Source organism: Sulfitobacter sp. 1A15106 (assembly GCF_043556995.1).
GTDB lineage: Bacteria > Pseudomonadota > Alphaproteobacteria > Rhodobacterales > Rhodobacteraceae > Sulfitobacter > Sulfitobacter faviae.
The window spans coordinates 129,390-145,018 of record NZ_JBIFFM010000011.1; the positions used below are offsets into that span (position 1 = coordinate 129,390).

15 protein-coding genes are annotated in these 15,629 nt (G+C 64.1%); 13 read left to right on the plus strand and 2 right to left on the minus strand.

All coding sequences use genetic code 11. The annotated features are described in order from the left end of the window. Nucleotides 1-5 precede the first annotated feature (5 nt). Together ACGYKA_RS16680 and ACGYKA_RS16685 are read left to right on the plus strand one after the other, a co-directional pair. Nucleotides 6-167 (plus strand): hypothetical protein, encoded by a 162-nt coding sequence (locus ACGYKA_RS16680; RefSeq protein WP_394413648.1) that lies wholly within the window; start codon nucleotides 6-8, stop codon nucleotides 165-167. A gap of 3 nt (nucleotides 168-170) precedes the next feature. Next, nucleotides 171-1,130: a 2-hydroxyacid dehydrogenase gene (locus ACGYKA_RS16685; protein WP_394413646.1), complete on the plus strand. Its 960-nt coding sequence runs from the start codon at nucleotides 171-173 to the stop codon at nucleotides 1,128-1,130. 13 nt (nucleotides 1,131-1,143) lie between these two features. Here the strand turns inward: ACGYKA_RS16685 and ACGYKA_RS16690 are convergent, their stop codons facing one another. Both ACGYKA_RS16690 and ACGYKA_RS16695 read right to left on the minus strand, forming a co-directional pair. Then, nucleotides 1,144-2,079 (minus strand): DMT family transporter, encoded by a 936-nt coding sequence (locus tag ACGYKA_RS16690; protein ID WP_394413643.1) that lies wholly within the window; start codon nucleotides 2,077-2,079, stop codon nucleotides 1,144-1,146. A gap of 18 nt (nucleotides 2,080-2,097) precedes the next feature. Continuing rightward, nucleotides 2,098-2,631: a TetR/AcrR family transcriptional regulator gene (locus tag ACGYKA_RS16695; protein ID WP_394413640.1), complete on the minus strand. Its 534-nt coding sequence runs from the start codon at nucleotides 2,629-2,631 to the stop codon at nucleotides 2,098-2,100. A gap of 88 nt (nucleotides 2,632-2,719) precedes the next feature. On the opposite strand from ACGYKA_RS16695, the gene ACGYKA_RS16700 reads away from it, so the two are divergent. The 11 genes from ACGYKA_RS16700 to ACGYKA_RS16750 all read left to right on the plus strand — a co-directional run bounded on the left by ACGYKA_RS16700 (nucleotide 2,720) and on the right by ACGYKA_RS16750 (nucleotide 15,582). Beyond that, the gene (locus ACGYKA_RS16700) at nucleotides 2,720-3,790 is read left to right on the plus strand and encodes an alcohol dehydrogenase family protein (protein ID WP_394413637.1); all 1,071 of its coding nucleotides are present in this window, start codon (nucleotides 2,720-2,722) and stop codon (nucleotides 3,788-3,790) included. 198 nt (nucleotides 3,791-3,988) lie between these two features. After that, nucleotides 3,989-5,116 (plus strand): ROK family transcriptional regulator, encoded by a 1,128-nt coding sequence (locus ACGYKA_RS16705; protein WP_394413870.1) that lies wholly within the window; start codon nucleotides 3,989-3,991, stop codon nucleotides 5,114-5,116. A 3-nt stretch (nucleotides 5,117-5,119) separates the two neighbouring features. Then, the gene (locus ACGYKA_RS16710; RefSeq protein ID WP_394413635.1) at nucleotides 5,120-6,046 is read left to right on the plus strand and encodes a carbohydrate kinase; all 927 of its coding nucleotides are present in this window, start codon (nucleotides 5,120-5,122) and stop codon (nucleotides 6,044-6,046) included. Nucleotides 6,047-6,195: 149 nt separating this feature from the next. Continuing rightward, nucleotides 6,196-7,659, plus strand: coding sequence for a glucose-6-phosphate dehydrogenase (gene zwf / locus ACGYKA_RS16715; protein WP_394413632.1), 1,464 nt, complete (start codon nucleotides 6,196-6,198; stop codon nucleotides 7,657-7,659). Further along, entirely contained in the window at nucleotides 7,656-9,464 is a 1,809-nt protein-coding gene (gene edd / locus ACGYKA_RS16720; RefSeq protein ID WP_394413630.1) for a phosphogluconate dehydratase, read from the plus strand. The genes zwf and edd overlap by 4 nt, the downstream gene beginning before the upstream one ends. 3 nt (nucleotides 9,465-9,467) lie before the next feature. After that, entirely contained in the window at nucleotides 9,468-10,121 is a 654-nt protein-coding gene (gene eda, locus ACGYKA_RS16725; RefSeq protein WP_394413627.1) for a bifunctional 4-hydroxy-2-oxoglutarate aldolase/2-dehydro-3-deoxy-phosphogluconate aldolase, read from the plus strand. Nucleotides 10,122-10,282: 161 nt separating this feature from the next. Then, nucleotides 10,283-11,314, plus strand: a complete 1,032-nt coding sequence (locus ACGYKA_RS16730; protein WP_394413624.1) for a LacI family DNA-binding transcriptional regulator — start codon at nucleotides 10,283-10,285, stop codon at nucleotides 11,312-11,314. A 115-nt stretch (nucleotides 11,315-11,429) separates the two neighbouring features. Next, the gene (locus tag ACGYKA_RS16735) at nucleotides 11,430-12,734 is read left to right on the plus strand and encodes a sugar ABC transporter substrate-binding protein (RefSeq protein ID WP_136720473.1); all 1,305 of its coding nucleotides are present in this window, start codon (nucleotides 11,430-11,432) and stop codon (nucleotides 12,732-12,734) included. A gap of 118 nt (nucleotides 12,735-12,852) precedes the next feature. Next, nucleotides 12,853-13,719 (plus strand): carbohydrate ABC transporter permease, encoded by an 867-nt coding sequence (locus ACGYKA_RS16740; RefSeq protein ID WP_394413622.1) that lies wholly within the window; start codon nucleotides 12,853-12,855, stop codon nucleotides 13,717-13,719. Between the two features lie 12 nt (nucleotides 13,720-13,731). After that, a complete protein-coding gene (locus ACGYKA_RS16745) occupies nucleotides 13,732-14,562 on the plus strand; it encodes a carbohydrate ABC transporter permease (protein ID WP_271692258.1) in 831 nt (276 codons plus the stop codon). A 15-nt stretch (nucleotides 14,563-14,577) separates the two neighbouring features. Next, nucleotides 14,578-15,582: an ABC transporter ATP-binding protein gene (locus tag ACGYKA_RS16750; RefSeq protein ID WP_394413619.1), complete on the plus strand. Its 1,005-nt coding sequence runs from the start codon at nucleotides 14,578-14,580 to the stop codon at nucleotides 15,580-15,582. The last annotated feature ends 47 nt before the right edge of the window (nucleotides 15,583-15,629 follow it).

Here is a 15,629-nt window from a genome sequence, read left to right on the forward strand (position 1 = left end):
AGACCATGAACCGCCTACTTGCCCTGCTCGCCTTTGCCGCGATTGCGGTGTTTTTGCTGATCCTCGCCGTTGAGGTGCCCAGCATCGACCTGATCATCATCGTCGCGGTGACGCTGGCCTTCGTGGCCTATGACTTTTTCACCTCCAGCCGGAAAGATCGGCACTGAGCCATGGGCAAACCCGTCATCTGGATCACCCGGCAGCTCTCTGAGGCCACACTCGACCGCGCGAGGCGGGATTACGAGGTGATCTGGGACCCCGCCGACAAGCCCGGCAGCGCCGAGGACATCATCGCGATGAGCGCGCGGGTCGATGGTATGATCCCCTGCCATTCCGAACATTTCAGCGCCGATGTGGTGGCCCGGCTCGACCCCCGGCTCAAGATCATCGCGAACCATTCCGTGGGCGTCGATCACTGCGATCTGCCCAGCCTCAAGGCGCGGGGGATCGTGGTGACGAACACGCCCGGCGTTTTGTCGGATGCCACGGCGGAACTGGCGCTGATGTTGATGCTGGGCGCGGCCCGTCATGCGGTTGCCGGGGACCGGCTGGTACGCAGCGGGCAGTGGCAGTCGTGGTCGCCTGCGATGCTGGTGGGAAAACAGCTTTCCGGCGCGCGGCTTGGCATCATCGGGATGGGCGGCGTGGGCCGCGCCTTTGCCCGCAAGGCGCGGGGGCTGGATATGCAGATCCATTACCACAACCGCCGCCGTCTGGACCCGGAGGCGGAGGCGGGGGCCACCTATCACGCCGAATTGGACGATCTGCTGGCGGTCTCCGACTTCCTCTCGTTGCACTGCCCGGCAACGCCTGAGACGGTGGGCCTCATTAACGCCGCGCGCTTGGCGCGGTTGCCCAAGGGCTGCGTGATCGTCAACACCGCGCGGGGCAATCTGGTGGATGAGGCGGCGCTGCTCGATGCGCTCACCTCGGGCCATGTTGGCGCGGCGGGGCTGGATTGCTTCGTGACCGAGCCGGGCGGCAACCCGGCCTTTGCGGCCCACGACAACGTGATGATGATGCCCCATGTCGGCAGCGCCACCGTGGCCACCCGTGATGCGATGGGCTTCAAGGCGCTGGACAATCTCGACCATTTCTTCCGGGGCGAGACGCCGCCGGATCAGCTTTAGCGGCAGCGGTCCTCTAGGTGGCGCGTGGCGGCGGGGCAGGTGTGTGCCGCCGCAGCCGTCGCGGGGCGGGCAGGGTGATGATGGCCAAACAGCCGATCACCAGCGCCACGCCGACCCAGCCCTGCGGGGGCAGGCGCTCGCCCACGATGACCACGGCCAGCACCGCCGCGACGACCGGCTCGAACAAGGTGATCACGGTGGCCGTGCTCGCCTCCACCCGGGCGAGGCCGTAGCCGAAGGCGATATAGCCCAGAAACATCGGTACGGCGGCCATGTAGAGCCCCACCGCGGCGTTGGTCCAAGAGGCCAGAAACGCCCCGCCCGAGACCGCCAGCACCGGCATCAGCAACAGCCCGCCCAGCCCAAAGGTCGCCCCCATGGCCACGGCAGAGCCGGTGCCTTGCAACATCATCCGGCGCGCGCTCCACGAATAAAGCGCGTAGGTGAAGCCGCCGATCAGCCCGAGCAAAACGCCCAGAGGGACGGAAGGTGCGCTTACCGCGCTGCCGTGGGCATCGCCCTCGGCCAAACAGATCAGCCCCATGCCGATCAGCCCCACCGCCGCGCCGAAGGACCAGCGCAGGGTCAGGCGTCGGCCATCCAACAGGTATTCGATCAGCGCCGAGAGCAGCGGGGCGGAGCCGATGGTGATGACCGTGCCCACCGTTACCCCCGCCAGCCGCATCGCGCCGTAAAAGGCCAGCGGATAGACCGCCACCGCCAGCGCGCCGATGACCAGCAGGCGGCGCTGTTGCCAGAGCCGACTGCGTTGGTTCAGGATGCCCCGCCCGGCCCAGAGGGCCTGTGCGATCCCGCCCAGCCCCATGGCCGCAGCACCAATGGCGGCAGCGCTGACCCCGGGGGCGAAGGTCGCGGCGGTGCCGGTGGTGCCCCAGACCACGGCGGCGAAAAGGATAGCGATCACGCCCCAGCGGTGGCCCTGCATCATGAAAACGTCCCTAGCATGTCATTGGTGCTGGTGCGCGTCGCGCAGCAGCGTTTTGGCCAAATGCTGCGCGGCGGTCACCGCCTGCGCCCCGCGCAGCGGCCAAGTCTGTGTGAGCCCTTCGAGGATCAACAGCAACTCGGTCTCCGCACCCGGCAGATCGGCGGCTGCGGCGGCCTTGGCCGCGACCTCGGCCTTATGGCGCGAGAGCAAGGCGTGCAGTTTTTCGCTGCCGGGGTCGGCGGCGACGGCGGCGTGGAACAGGCAGCCGTGAGAGGTTTCCGTCTCCATCCACTGCCCGACGCGGGCCAAAATCGTCTCCAGCGCCTCGGTCGGGGCGTCGGGCAGATCGCCGAAGACCAGCGCCAGATAGCGTTGCTGCCGGTTCTCTAGCGCGGCCAGTACCATTTCGGCGCGGGAGGGGGTGTATTTGTAGAGCGTGCGCAGGCTCACCCCGGCCGCATCGCGCAGGTCTTCGACGCTGGGGTCGGCAAAGCCGCGGGTGGCAAAGGCGCGTTCCAGCCCGGCGGCGATCTTGCTTTTGGTATCTGTCATGCTTGACGATGTAGAGGGGGCGCTCTACCTACGCAAGTAGAGTAATCATTCTACACTTTGCCATTCTGCCGCTGAAGGAGCCCGAGCGATGACCCTACCGAAGACCATGAAAGCGATGCTGCTGACCGGCCATGGCGGCTTGGACAAGCTGGAGTGGCGCGAGGATGTCGCGCTGCCAAAGCCCGCCGCCGGGGAGGTTCTGGTTCGCGTCGGCGCGGCGGCGGTGAACAACACGGATGTGAACACGCGCACGGGCTGGTATTCCAAAGCGGTGCGCGGCGACACCGGCTCGGCGGCGAGCGAGGGCTACGGCGGCGCGGCGGACGCCGATGGCGGCTGGTCTGGCGCTTTGAGCTTTCCGCGCATCCAAGGGGCCGATTGCTGCGGAGAGGTCGTGGCCGTGGGCGCGGGTGTCGATCAAGGCCGCATCGGCGAGTGGGTTTTGATCCGGCCCATGTACAGCCCTGCGGGCGCGGGGCCGGATGATCTCGTCACCTTCGGATCGGAGCGGGACGGCGGCTTTGCGGAATATGCCACCGCCGAGGCCAGCAATGCGCTGCGGGTCGATAGCGCCCTCACGGACGTTGAGCTCGCCTCCTTTCCCTGCGCCTTTTCGACGGCCGAGGGGATGATCCAGCGGGCCGCCTTGGGGGCCGAACGTGTGTTGATCACCGGCGCCTCGGGCGGGGTCGGCTCGGCGGCGGTGCAACTGGCGAAACGGCGCGGCGCCCATGTGACGGCGGTGACCAGCCCCGGCAAGATGGAGGCGCTGAGGGCGCTTGGCGCGGATGAGACCTTCGACCGGGATGCGGCCCTGCCGGAGGACAGCTATGACGTGGTGCTCGACCTCGTGGGCGGGGCGGGTTGGCCCAAATTGCTTGACGCGCTGGTGACGCGCGGTCGCTATGTGACCTCGGGCGCGATTGCCGGGCCGATCGTGGAGTTGGACCTGCGCACGCTTTACCTCAAGGACCTGACACTGTTGGGCAGCACCCGGCAAGAGCCGAGCGTTTTTGCCGATCTGGTGGGCTATATCGAACGCGGAGAAATCCGGCCTGTCGTGGCGGAAACCTATGCGCTGCGCGATCTGAAGCAGGCGCAGGAGGCGTTCATCGAAAAGTCCCATATGGGGAAAATTGGGATCACTGTCGCAGATTAACCGCAAAAGCGGGCCGCTCGCCTTTGGGCGGTCGGCCCTTCATCGCGCAATAAGTCAATCAGATTGATTTAAGCATTGACTCACCTCCTCCCATCTGGGATTTCTCCGGTGAAACGCCGCATGAACCGGGGGGAGGCCAGTTTGCAGCAGCTACAGATCGTCGCCGACCGCGCCGCGCGCGGCTCGAACCAAAGCGGGATGCGGGCTTATAACGAACGGCTGGTCCTGTCGCTCATCCGGCGCAGCGGGCCGACGTCCAAGGCCGAGATTGCCCGACTTACGGGCCTCTCGGCGCAGACCGTCTCCGTCATTATGCGCGCCCTTGAAGCCGAGGGTTTGCTGAAGAAAGGCGCGCGGGTGCGGGGCCGGGTCGGGCAGCCATCGGTGCCGATCAGCCTGAACGCCGAGGGCGCGTTTTTTCTGGGGCTGAAGGTCGGGCGGCGCAGCGTCGAATTGATCCTGACCGATTTCGAAGGGCAGGTGACCCGCCACAGCAGTGAGACCTACGCCCATCCCACGCCCGATGCGGTCATGGCCTTTTCCGCGCGCGCTTTGCGGGACGCGCTTGCCTCCCTCTCCGCCGAGCAGCAGGCGCGGGTGGCCGGGTTGGGCGTGGCCCTGCCGTTTGGCATTTGGGAATGGGAAGTCGCGGGCGGCGATCTGAGCGCGTGGCAGACCTTTGATATCGAAGCGGCTTTGGCGGAACTGGTCGATCTGCCGATCTATATCTGCAATGACACCTCTGCCGCTTGTGGGGCGGAACTGGTCTTTGGCGCGCAGGACAAGCCGCGCGATTTCCTCTATTTCTACATCGGCTATTTCGTCGGCGGCGGGCTGGTGCTGGACAGCAAGCTCTACACCGGCAAAAGCGGCAATGCCGGGGCGCTCGGCTCCATGCCATTGGCCGGGGGTGCGGCGCGGCAATTGGTCGATGTGGCTTCCCTAGCGACTTTGGAGGGCGCCTTGCAAAAGGCCGGAGAGACGCGCCGCGCCTCTTGGAGCCATCCGGCGGCTTGGGGCTTTGGCGATGACATTTTGCACCCATGGCTCGACAGCACGACCGAGGCATTGGCGCAGGCGATCCGGGCCGCCACATGTTTGATTGATTTCGACACGGTCATGATCGACGGGTCGGTGCCCGCAAAGGTTCGCGCCGAATTGGTCGCCCGCACCCGCCGCCACCTCGCCGCCCGGCCCCTGCCGGGGGTCACCCTACCAGAATTGCGCGAAGGCACCGTCGGCAGCGACGCCCGCGCGCTCGGTGCGGCGAGCTTGCCGCTTTCTGACCGTTTCCTCGTCGACCGCGACGCATTTTTGAAAGGCTGACAGATGATCCTTTGCTGCGGAGAAGCCCTGATCGATATGATCCCGACCCCGACCAAGGCAGGCCCTGACGGCTTTGTGCCCCATGCGGGCGGGGCGGTGTTCAACACGGCCATCGCCTTGGGGCGGCTCGGCGCGCAGGTGGGGATGCTCTCGGGCCTGTCGTCGGACATGTTCGGGCGGCAGTTGGTCGACGGGTTGAAGGCAAGCCATGTGGATGTCTCGCATGTTGTCCTGTCCGGCCGGCCGACGACGCTGGCTTTCGTGCGGCTGGTGGGCGGCCATGCGACCTATGATTTCTATGACGAAAACTCCGCCGGGCGGATGATCACGCCCGAGGATATGCCCGCACTGTCGAGCGAGGTTTCAGCGCTTTATTTCGGCGGGATCAGTCTGGCCTGCGAGCCGGGGGCGGATGCCTATGCCGAGCTGTTGGCGCGCAACGCCGAGGGGCGCGCGGTAATGATCGACCCCAACATCCGCCCCGGTTTCATCAAGGATATCGAACGTTATCGCCAAAGGCTCGACCGGATGCTGGCGCTGTCGGATATCGTGAAGGTCTCGGATGAGGACCTGAATTGGATCAACCCCGCGCCGCTGTCGCTGCGCGACAAGGTGGGCGAGTTGCTAAAGAAGGGTCCATCGGTTGTCATTCTGACCCGCGGGGGCGAGGGGGCGACGGGCTATCTGGCGAATGGCGAAGAGGTGCAAGTGCCCGCCGTGAAAGCCGAAATCGTCGATACGGTCGGCGCGGGCGACACATTCAACGCAGGCGTTCTGGCCAAGATGTCGGAGCTTGGGCAGTTGCATAAATCTGCGCTTGCCACCCTTGCGCCAGAGGTCCTGTCCGAAGCGCTGGCCTATGGCGCGCGGGTTGCCGCCGTGACCGTTTCGCGGGCCGGGGCAAACCCACCTTGGGTAGAGGAAATATGAAATGTTGAAGAACCGCCTATCTTTTTCGCTCAAATATGTTAGCGCTACCAGTGGCCGCCCGGAGGAGGGCGCGAAGGGGATGACGATGGCCTTGGGCAATCAAAAACAGGGTGCCGTAGCGCACCTGCGCAGGCAGGAGGGCTGACCCCATGGTATCGCGCGTAATCCCCGTTGATCCTTTCGACCTCGTCATTTTCGGCGCGACCGGCGATCTTGCCCGGCGCAAGATTCTGCCCGGTCTGTTCCACCGCTTCACCGTCGGCCAGATGCCCGAGGCCGCGCGGATCGTCGGTGCGGCCCGTTCCGAACTTGATACCGACGCCTTCCGCAAGATGATCCGCGACAGCCTACTGGAGTTCGCCCCCAAGCTGGCCCAAGAGAGCGCCGCCTTGGAGCGGTTCCTTGGCATGGTGCATTACGTGCGCGTGGATGCGTCGGGCGATGCGGGCTGGGCGGATCTCAAAGACCTGATGCGCGATGATGACGTGCGGGCCTTCTACCTATCGGTCTCGCCGTCGCTCTTCGGCACGATTGGTGGCAAGCTGCATGACCACGGCATCGCCACCGCCGAAAGCCGCATCGTCGTCGAAAAGCCCTTTGGCCATGATTTGGAAACTGCGCAGGCGCTGAACGCCGATCTGCGTGCCAATTTCGACGAAAGCCAGATTTACCGGATCGACCATTACCTTGGCAAAGAGACGGTGCAGAACCTCATGGCGCTGCGTTTCGCTAATGCGCTGTGGGAGCCGCTGTGGAATTCCACCCATATCGACCATGTGCAGATCACCGTGTCCGAGAGCCTCGGTGTCGAAGGGCGGGGCGAATACTACGATAAATCGGGCGCCATGCGCGACATGGTGCAGAACCACCTGATGCAGCTTTTGTGTCTGACGGCGATGGAGCCGCCCTCGCGCTTTGACCCTAACGCCGTGCGCGATGAGAAGGTGAAGGTGATCGAGGCACTGGAGCCGGTGGCGCAGAAGGATATCGCCCGGGGCCAGTACCGCGCCGCCAATGGCGCGGGCAGCTACCGCGACCATGCGGGCGACCCCGACAGCCGCACCGAAAGCTTTGTCGCGATGAAGGTGAAGATCGCCAATTGGCGGTGGGCGGGCACGCCGTTCTACCTGCGCACGGGCAAAAAGCTGCGCGGGCGCAGTTCCGAGATCGCGGTGATCTTCCGCGACCCGCCGCATATGATCTTCCCCGCAACGGAAGGCCACAAGGGCAACGCGCTGATCATCCGGTTGCAACCGGATGAGGGCATCACCCTGCGCAACACCATCAAAGACCCCGGCCCCGGCGGCATGCGTCTGGCCGAAGTGGCGCTGGATATGACCTTTGCCGATGCCTTGGGCGAACAGGGCACCCCGCAAGACGCCTATGAGCGGCTGATCATGGATGTGATCCGCGGCGATCAGACGCTCTTCATGCGCGGGGATGAGGTCGAAGCCGCTTGGGCCTGGGCCGATCCGATCATTCACGGCTGGGAAGAGACCCGGCAACCCCCGTACCCCTATGACCCCGGCAGCTCAGGCCCCGAAGAGGCGCTGATGCTGATGCACCGCGACGGCCGCCGCTGGCGCGAGATCACACGAAAGGACGAGACATGACCCTGCATTCCACGATTGACCGCGTCACCGACCGTATCATCGCCCGCAGCGAGGCGACCCGGCGGCCCTACCTCGACCGGATGGAAACCGCCCGCGCCAAGGGTCCGGCCCGCGCGCATCTGTCCTGTAGCGGGCAGGCCCATGCCTATGCCGCCTCTGGCGCGGATAAGGACCGGCTGGCGACCACCAGCGCGGGCAACCTCGGGATCGTGACGACCTACAACGACATGCTCTCGGCGCATCAGCCGTTTGAACGCTACCCCGATCTGATCCGCGAGGCCGTTCGTGCGGCGGGGGGCACCGCGCAGGTCGCGGGCGGGGTGCCCGCGATGTGCGACGGGGTGACCCAAGGCGAAGCGGGGATGGAACTGTCGCTTTTCTCGCGCGATGTAATCGCCTTGGCGGCCTCGGTGGCGCTCAGCCACAACACATTTGACGCGGCGGTTTTCCTCGGGGTTTGCGACAAGATCGTGCCCGGGCTGGTGATCGCGGCGCAGGCTTTCGGCCATCTGCCAGCCGTCTTCCTGCCCGCCGGGCCGATGGAAAGCGGGCTGTCGAATGATGAGAAGGCCAAGGTGCGTCAGCAGTTCGCCGCGGGCGAAGTCGGGCGCGACGCGCTGATGGCCGCCGAGATGGCCGCCTATCACGGGCCGGGCACCTGCACCTTTTACGGCACCGCGAACACCAACCAGATGCTGATGGAGTTCATGGGGCTGCACCTGCCGGGGGCGAGCTTTGTGCCGCCGAACGGGTCTTTGCGCGATGCGCTGACCCAGGAAGGCGCGAAACGCGCGCTGGCGCTGAGCGCTTTGGGCAATGATTACACCCCCGTCGCCTCGGTTCTGGATGAAAAGGCTTTCGTGAACGGGATCGTCGGGCTCAACGCCACGGGTGGGTCGACCAACCTGCTGATCCACCTCATCGCCATGGCGCGGGCCGGGGGGATCATTCTGGATTGGGAGGATTTCTCGGATATTTCCGACGTCACGCCACTGCTGGCGCGGGTCTATCCCAACGGTCTGGCGGATGTGAACCATTTCCACGCCGCCGGGGGCTTGGGCTATATGATCGGCGAATTGCTCAACTCCGGCCATCTGCACCCCGACACCCATACCGTCGCGGGGCAGGGGCTGGAGCATTACACCGCCGAGCCGAAGCTGAAGGCCGAGGGTCTGGTCTGGGAGAAGGGCGCGGGCGAGAGCCTGAACGAGAAAATCCTGCGCCCTGCCAGCGATCCTTTCCAGCCCACCGGCGGGCTGCGCCGCATGGCCGGATCACTCGGCACCGCCTGTATGAAGGTCTCTGCCGTGGCACCCGAACACCACATCATCGAAGCCCCGGCGCGGGTCTTTGCAGATCAGAACGAGGTGAAGGCCGCTTTCAAGGCAGGCGAGCTGACCGACGACGTGATCGTCGTGGTCCGCTTCCAAGGGCCAAAGGCCAATGGCATGCCTGAGTTGCACAGCCTGACGCCGCTTCTGTCGATCCTTCAGGGGCGCGGGCAGAAGGTGGCGCTGGTCACCGATGGGCGCATGTCGGGCGCGTCGGGCAAGGTGCCTGCGGCGATCCACGTCAGCCCCGAGGCGGTCGACGGCGGCCCCATCGCGCGGGTGCAGGATGGCGATTTGCTGCGGGTTGATGCCGTGGCAGGGACGCTCGACGTGCTGGCCGAAGGATTCGACGACCGTCCCAACGTCACCGTTGATCTTTCTGCTTATCATGCCGGGACGGGGCGCGAGTTGTTCGCTATGTTCCGCGACACAGTCGGTTCTGCTACCACCGGCGCAACGATTTTTGGAGGCTGATCCATGACCCTTACTGCAAAAGACGCCAGCCGTCGCACCCGCCAAATCTGCGCGCTTGCCCCGATCGTGCCCGTGCTGGTGATCGAAGATGTCGCCGACGCCCGGCCCTTGGCCGAAGCACTGATCGCCGGGGGGCTTCCTGCTTTGGAGGTGACCCTGCGCACGCCTGCCGCACTCGACGCGATTGCCGCCATGGCGGAGGTCGCGGGCGGACATGTGGGGGCGGGCACGCTGGTCACCCCCGAAGATGTGCGCGCGGCGAAACGGGCAGGGGCGACCTTTGGCGTCTCCCCCGGTGCCACCGACGCGTTGATCGCGGCCTGCGAGGAGGAAGAGCTGCCCCTCTTGCCCGGCGCCGCCACGGCGAGCGAGGCGATGCAGTTGTTCGCGCGCGGCTATGACATGCTGAAGTTCTTTCCCGCCGAAGCCTCGGGCGGGGCGCCCGCGCTCAAGGCCATCGGCGCGCCCCTGCCGCAGATCACCTTCTGCCCGACGGGCGGTGTCAGCCCCGACAATGCGGAAAGCTACCTGAGCCTGCCAAATGTGCTTTGCGCGGGCGGCAGCTGGGTCGCGCCGAAGAAGCTGATCGATGCCGGGGACTGGGCCGGGATCGAAGCGCTGGCCCGCGCCGCGGCCCAATTGGGCAAGGCCGGTTAACCCCGGAAGAGGGCCGAGCGCAGGCTTTCCGTTGCCCCCCCCCCCCCCCCCCCAGAGGGCCGCGGAAAGCCTGACGCCACCAACCCCTTGCTGGCTGGGCGAACTTATCTCTATATTGACTTTAGTTTACGCGCGCAGCGTTTCGTCAAGGGAGGGTTAAGATGGGCCAGCAAAAGATCCGCAATATGGAGGAGTTTGCCGCCGTGAGCGGCATTTCGCGGCCCACCCTGTCGAAATACTTTAACGATGCCGACAGCGTGCGGCGCTCGACCCGGGAGCGGATCGAAGCCGCGCTGAGCCAGTATGACTACCGCCCGAACGTCTATGCGGTGAACCAGAACCGCCGCAAAACCCGCAACATCGGCGTGGTCGTGCCCAACCTTGCCGACCCGTTCTTTTCCGAGATTGGCCGCGAGGTGGAACTGGCCTGTCTGGCCGAGGGCTATAGCCCGATTTTGCTCAGCTCTCACGGCAATCCGGCGCAGGAGCGCGCCAATCTCGACTCGCTTCGGGCGCTGAAACCGGCGGGCGTGCTGCTGGCGCCCTTCGGCAAAGCCTCGGACCGTGACGAGATCGCGCGCTTTTGCAAGGATGTGCCCGTGGTGGCCTTTGACGCCAATCTCGAAGGGGTTTGCGAGGCTTTCGTCGGCACCGACAACTTCCAAAGCGTTGATTTGATCGTCGAATACCTCTGCCGCAGTGGTGAGCCGCCCTGTTTTTTCGAGATGAAGACCCCCAGCAACCCCAACGCCAACAAGCGCCGCCAAGCCTATCTGGAAGCGATGGAGCGGCACGGTTTTGCGCCGCATATCCATCAGGTGCCGGGGGAGGGCTGGAACTTTGAAGAGATCGGCGCGACCGAGGGTGGCAAGCTGATCTCGGCGGGGGCGTTCGAGACGGATACGGTGCTTTGCTCGAACGACCGTCTGGCCATCGGGATGCTCTCGGCGGCCTATGGGATGGGGCTGCGGGTAGGGCATGGCAAGGATTGCGCCATGCGGATCGCGGGGCAGGATGACCACCCGTTCTCGCGCTATACCTGCCCGCCGCTGACCACCATCGCGCAGGATTACGGGGCCATCGCGAATCGTGCCGCCAGTACCCTGTTTCGCATCATCGAAAGCGAAACCCGGCTGGCCGAGCGCGAAGAAACGCTATTTGACGGCAAGCTGGTGATGCGCGCCTCCGCCTAAGTCATTGAGTTCGCAAGTTGCTCAGAAAATAGTTATCGCGCGTAAAATTTAATTTGACTGCGCGTTGCGTAGGTCGTTAGTCTCGGTTCATCATCTATAGAGGGAGGAACTATCGATGTTCTGCGATAAATCACTTTACGCCGCGACGGCCTTGGGCCTGATCATGGCGGGCGGCGCGGTTGCCGAGACGATCACCATCGCCACCGTGAACAACGGCGACATGATCCGCATGCAAGGCTACACCGACAAATTCACCGAAGAGACCGGCCACGAAGTGGAGTGGGTCACCTTGGAAGAGAACGTGCTGCGCCAGCGGGTCACCACCGACATCTCGACCAAGGGTGGCTCTTTCGACATCATGACCATCGGGATGTATGAGACGCCGATCTGGGGCGCGAACGGCTGGCTGGTGCCGCTGGACGACCTCAGCGAAGAATACGACGCAGACGATATCCTGCCCGCCATGGCCGGCGGCTTGAGCCACGACGGCACGCTTTATGCGGCACCGTTCTACGGCGAAAGCTCCATGATCATGTACCGCACTGATCTGATGGAAAAAGCCGGCATGGAAATGCCGAAAGACCCGACATGGGAATTCATCCGCGAAGCCGCCGCCGCGATGACCGATCGTGAGAACGACATCAACGGCATCTGCCTGCGCGGCAAGGCCGGTTGGGGCGAGGGCGGTGCGCTGATCACGGCGATGTCCAACTCCTTTGGCGCGCGCTGGTTCGATGAAGACTGGAATGCCCAGTTCGACACCGAGGCATGGGCCAACACGATCAACTTCTACAAAGACCTGATGGATGAAAGCGGCCCGGCGGGCTATGCCTCCAACGGCTTCAACGAGAACCTCTCGCTGTTCCAACAGGGCAAATGCGGCATGTGGATCGACGCCACCGTGGCGGCCTCCTTCGTGACCAACCCCGAGGATTCCACCGTGGCCGACAAGGTTGGCTTTGCGCTGGCACCGGACACCGGCCTTGGCAAACGCTCTAACTGGCTCTGGGCATGGGCGCTGGCAATCCCGGCGGGCACCCAGAAAGAAGATGCCGCGAAAGAGTTCATCGAATGGGCCACCTCGAAAGACTATATCGAAATGGTCGCCGAGAACGAAGGCTGGGCGAACGTTCCTCCCGGTGCGCGCAAGTCGCTTTACGAGAACCCCGAGTACCAGAAAGTGCCCTTCGCGCAGATGACGCTCGACTCGATCCTCTCGGCCGATCCTGAGAACTCCACCGTCGATCCGACTCCTTATGTCGGTGTGCAATTCGCCGCGATCCCCGAGTTTGCAGGCATCGCGACCGACGTGAGCCAAGAGTTCTCTGCCGCCTATGCCGGTCAGCAGACCGTCGAAGAGGCGCTTGAGAAGGCCCAGGACCTGACCAACGACGCAATGGAAGCTGCTGGCTACCGTTAAGCCGCCGCTTCTCCGGCACAAAGGGCGGCGAACACCGCCGCCCTTTTCCGCCCCACCACCCGATATGATACCCTTCACCTAAACGCGGCATTCGCCGCCGGCAGAGGAGATGTGCCCGATGGCTACCCAACATTCCCGATCAGCGGCACGCATGATGATGGCCCCGGCGGTGGTCTTGCTCCTTGGATGGATGCTCATCCCGCTGACCATGACGCTCTACTTCTCTTTCAAGAAATACCTGCCGATGCGCGGCGGTGATCTGGGTTGGGTCGGCTTCGACAACTATCTGCGCTTCGTCACCTCCAGCTCTTTCTGGCCCTCGGTGATGACCACGCTGATCATCGTCGGTGGTGTGCTGGCGATCACGGTCTGCCTCGGCATCCTGCTTGCCCTTCTGTTGAACCAGCCGATGTGGGGTCAGGGCTTTGTCCGCATCCTTGTCATCGCGCCCTTCTTCGTCATGCCCACCGTGTCGGCGCTGGTGTGGAAGAACATGTTCATGGACCCGAACTATGGCCTGTTCGCGCATCTGTGGGAGTTCTTCGGCGCCACCCCGGTGCAATGGATGAGCCAAGCCTCGCTATCGTCGATCATCATCATCGTATCCTGGCAATGGCTGCCCTTCGCGACGCTGATCCTGCTCACCGCGATCCAGTCGCTCGACCGCGAGCAGCTTGACGCCGCCGAGATGGACGGCGCGCCGGTGACCAAACGTTTCGCCTATATCACCCTGCCGCATCTGGGCCGCGCGATCACCGTGGTGATCCTGATCCAAACGATCTTTCTGCTGTCGATCTTTGCGGAGATTTTCGTGACCACGGGCGGGGCCTTCGGCACCAAAACACTGACCTATCTCATCTTCCAGCGCGTGCTGGAGAGCCAGAACATCGGCCTCGGATCGGCGGGCGGTGTCTATGCAATCATTCTCGCCAATATCGTTGCCATCTTCCTGATGCGCATCGTCGGCAAGAACCTGGACGCCTGAGGAGGAGACATCATGGCACGCGCAGTCACCAGACAACGCAAGATCGTCAACACGGCCCTCGCTTGGGGCATCGGTTTCCTGATCTTCTTTCCCATCCTTTGGACCATCCTCACCAGCTTCAAGACCGAAGCACAGGCCATCGCCGATCCGCCGATCTTCCTCGGCTTCGATTGGACACTGGCGAATTACGAGGCGGTTCTGGAACGGTCGAACTACGGGCGCTTCCTGTGGAACTCCATCGTCATCGCGGGCGGCTCGACCATCCTTGGCATCCTGATCGCGGTGCCTGCCGCATGGTCGATGGCCTTCGTTCCCGGCAAGCGGACCAAGGACATTCTGCTTTGGATGCTCTCGACCAAGATGCTGCCCGCGGTGGGCGTGCTCTACCCGATCTATTTGCTCTGCATCCAGTTCGGCGTGCTCGACAGCAAGATCGCACTGGTAATCATCCTGATGCTCATCAACCTGCCGATCATCGTCTGGATGCTCTACACCTACTTCCGTGAAATCCCCGGTGAGATCTTGGAAGCGGCACGGATGGATGGGGCAAGCCTGCGCGAAGAGGTGCTTTACGTCCTCACGCCGATGGCGGTGCCGGGCATTGCCTCCACCCTGCTGTTGAACTTCATCCTCGCATGGAACGAAGCCTTCTGGACGCTCAACCTCACTGCGGCCAAGGCCGCGCCGCTCACCGCCTTCATCGCGAGCTATTCCAGCCCCGAGGGCCTCTTCTACGCCAAGCTCAGCGCGGCCTCCACCATGGCCATCGCGCCAATCCTCATCCTCGGCTGGTTCAGCCAGAAACAACTCGTCAGCGGCCTGACTTTCGGCGCGGTCAAGTAAGCAAGGGACAGTCACATGGGACAAATCAAACTCAATCAGGTTTCCAAAAGCTTCGGCGATGTGGAAGTCATTCCGCCCCTTGATCTGACCATCGAAGATGGCGAGTTCACGGTCTTCGTCGGCCCTTCGGGCTGCGGTAAATCAACCCTGTTGCGGCTGATCGCGGGCCTGGAGGACATCACCTCGGGCCATATCGAGATCGACGGCACCGATGCGACCCATGTGCCGCCCGCGAAACGGGGTCTGGCGATGGTGTTCCAATCCTACGCGCTTTATCCGCATATGTCGGTGCGCAAGAACATCGCCTTTCCGATGAAGATGGCGGGCGTTCCGGCGGATGAACAGCAGCGCCGGATCGAAGCTGCGGCCAAGGCGCTGAACCTCACCGACTACCTTGACCGCCGTCCGGGCCAACTCTCGGGCGGTCAGCGCCAGCGTGTGGCCATTGGCCGTGCCATCGTGCGCGAACCTTCGGCTTTCCTGTTCGACGAGCCGCTGTCGAACCTCGACGCCGCGCTGCGGGTCGGCATGCGGCTTGAGATCAGCGAGCTGCACAAGCGGCTGGCCACGACGATGATCTACGTCACCCACGATCAGGTCGAAGCGATGACCATGGCCGACAAGATCGTCGTGCTGCGGGCGGGCCATATCGAACAGGTCGGCTCCCCGCTTGAGCTTTACTACAAGCCGCGCAACGAATTTGTCGCGGGCTTCATCGGCTCGCCCAAGATGAACCTGATCAAGGGCGCCGAAGCCGAAGCGCGCGGCGCGCCGACCATCGGCATCCGGCCCGAGCATTTCGACGTCTCCACCACCGAAGGCGCATGGGAGGGCACCATCGGCGTGGCCGAGCATCTGGGCTCCGACACCTTCTTGCACGTCCATGGCGTGGCGGGCTGCGACCCGATGACCGTGCGCGTGGATGGCGAATTGTCGGTCCGACATGGGGACCGGATTTTCCTAACCCCGCAGGCGGACAAGCTGCACCGGTTCGACGCGCAGGGCCTTCGGGTCGAGTAATGCAAGCGGCAGAAATGACAGGCCGACCCCCGCACCCTTTCCCCGGT

What these genes read in the sequence shown, in the direction of transcription:
- ACGYKA_RS16695 (WP_394413640.1), bottom strand. Translation starts at nt 2,631, where the DNA reads ATGACAGATACCAAAAGCAAGATCGCCGCCGGGCTGGAACGCGCCTTT.
- ACGYKA_RS16690 (WP_394413643.1), bottom strand. Translation starts at nt 2,079, where the DNA reads ATGATGCAGGGCCACCGCTGGGGCGTGATCGCTATCCTTTTCGCCGCC.
- edd (WP_394413630.1), top strand. Translation starts at nt 7,656, where the DNA reads ATGACCCTGCATTCCACGATTGACCGCGTCACCGACCGTATCATCGCC.
- ACGYKA_RS16700 (WP_394413637.1), top strand. Translation starts at nt 2,720, where the DNA reads ATGACCCTACCGAAGACCATGAAAGCGATGCTGCTGACCGGCCATGGC.
- ACGYKA_RS16680 (WP_394413648.1), top strand. Translation starts at nt 6, where the DNA reads ATGAACCGCCTACTTGCCCTGCTCGCCTTTGCCGCGATTGCGGTGTTT.
- ACGYKA_RS16705 (WP_394413870.1), top strand. Translation starts at nt 3,989, where the DNA reads ATGCGGGCTTATAACGAACGGCTGGTCCTGTCGCTCATCCGGCGCAGC.
- ACGYKA_RS16735 (WP_136720473.1), top strand. Translation starts at nt 11,430, where the DNA reads ATGTTCTGCGATAAATCACTTTACGCCGCGACGGCCTTGGGCCTGATC.
- ACGYKA_RS16740 (WP_394413622.1), top strand. Translation starts at nt 12,853, where the DNA reads ATGGCTACCCAACATTCCCGATCAGCGGCACGCATGATGATGGCCCCG.
- ACGYKA_RS16710 (WP_394413635.1), top strand. Translation starts at nt 5,120, where the DNA reads ATGATCCTTTGCTGCGGAGAAGCCCTGATCGATATGATCCCGACCCCG.
- ACGYKA_RS16750 (WP_394413619.1), top strand. Translation starts at nt 14,578, where the DNA reads ATGGGACAAATCAAACTCAATCAGGTTTCCAAAAGCTTCGGCGATGTG.
- ACGYKA_RS16745 (WP_271692258.1), top strand. Translation starts at nt 13,732, where the DNA reads ATGGCACGCGCAGTCACCAGACAACGCAAGATCGTCAACACGGCCCTC.
- ACGYKA_RS16730 (WP_394413624.1), top strand. Translation starts at nt 10,283, where the DNA reads ATGGGCCAGCAAAAGATCCGCAATATGGAGGAGTTTGCCGCCGTGAGC.
- zwf (WP_394413632.1), top strand. Translation starts at nt 6,196, where the DNA reads ATGGTATCGCGCGTAATCCCCGTTGATCCTTTCGACCTCGTCATTTTC.
- eda (WP_394413627.1), top strand. Translation starts at nt 9,468, where the DNA reads ATGACCCTTACTGCAAAAGACGCCAGCCGTCGCACCCGCCAAATCTGC.
- ACGYKA_RS16685 (WP_394413646.1), top strand. Translation starts at nt 171, where the DNA reads ATGGGCAAACCCGTCATCTGGATCACCCGGCAGCTCTCTGAGGCCACA.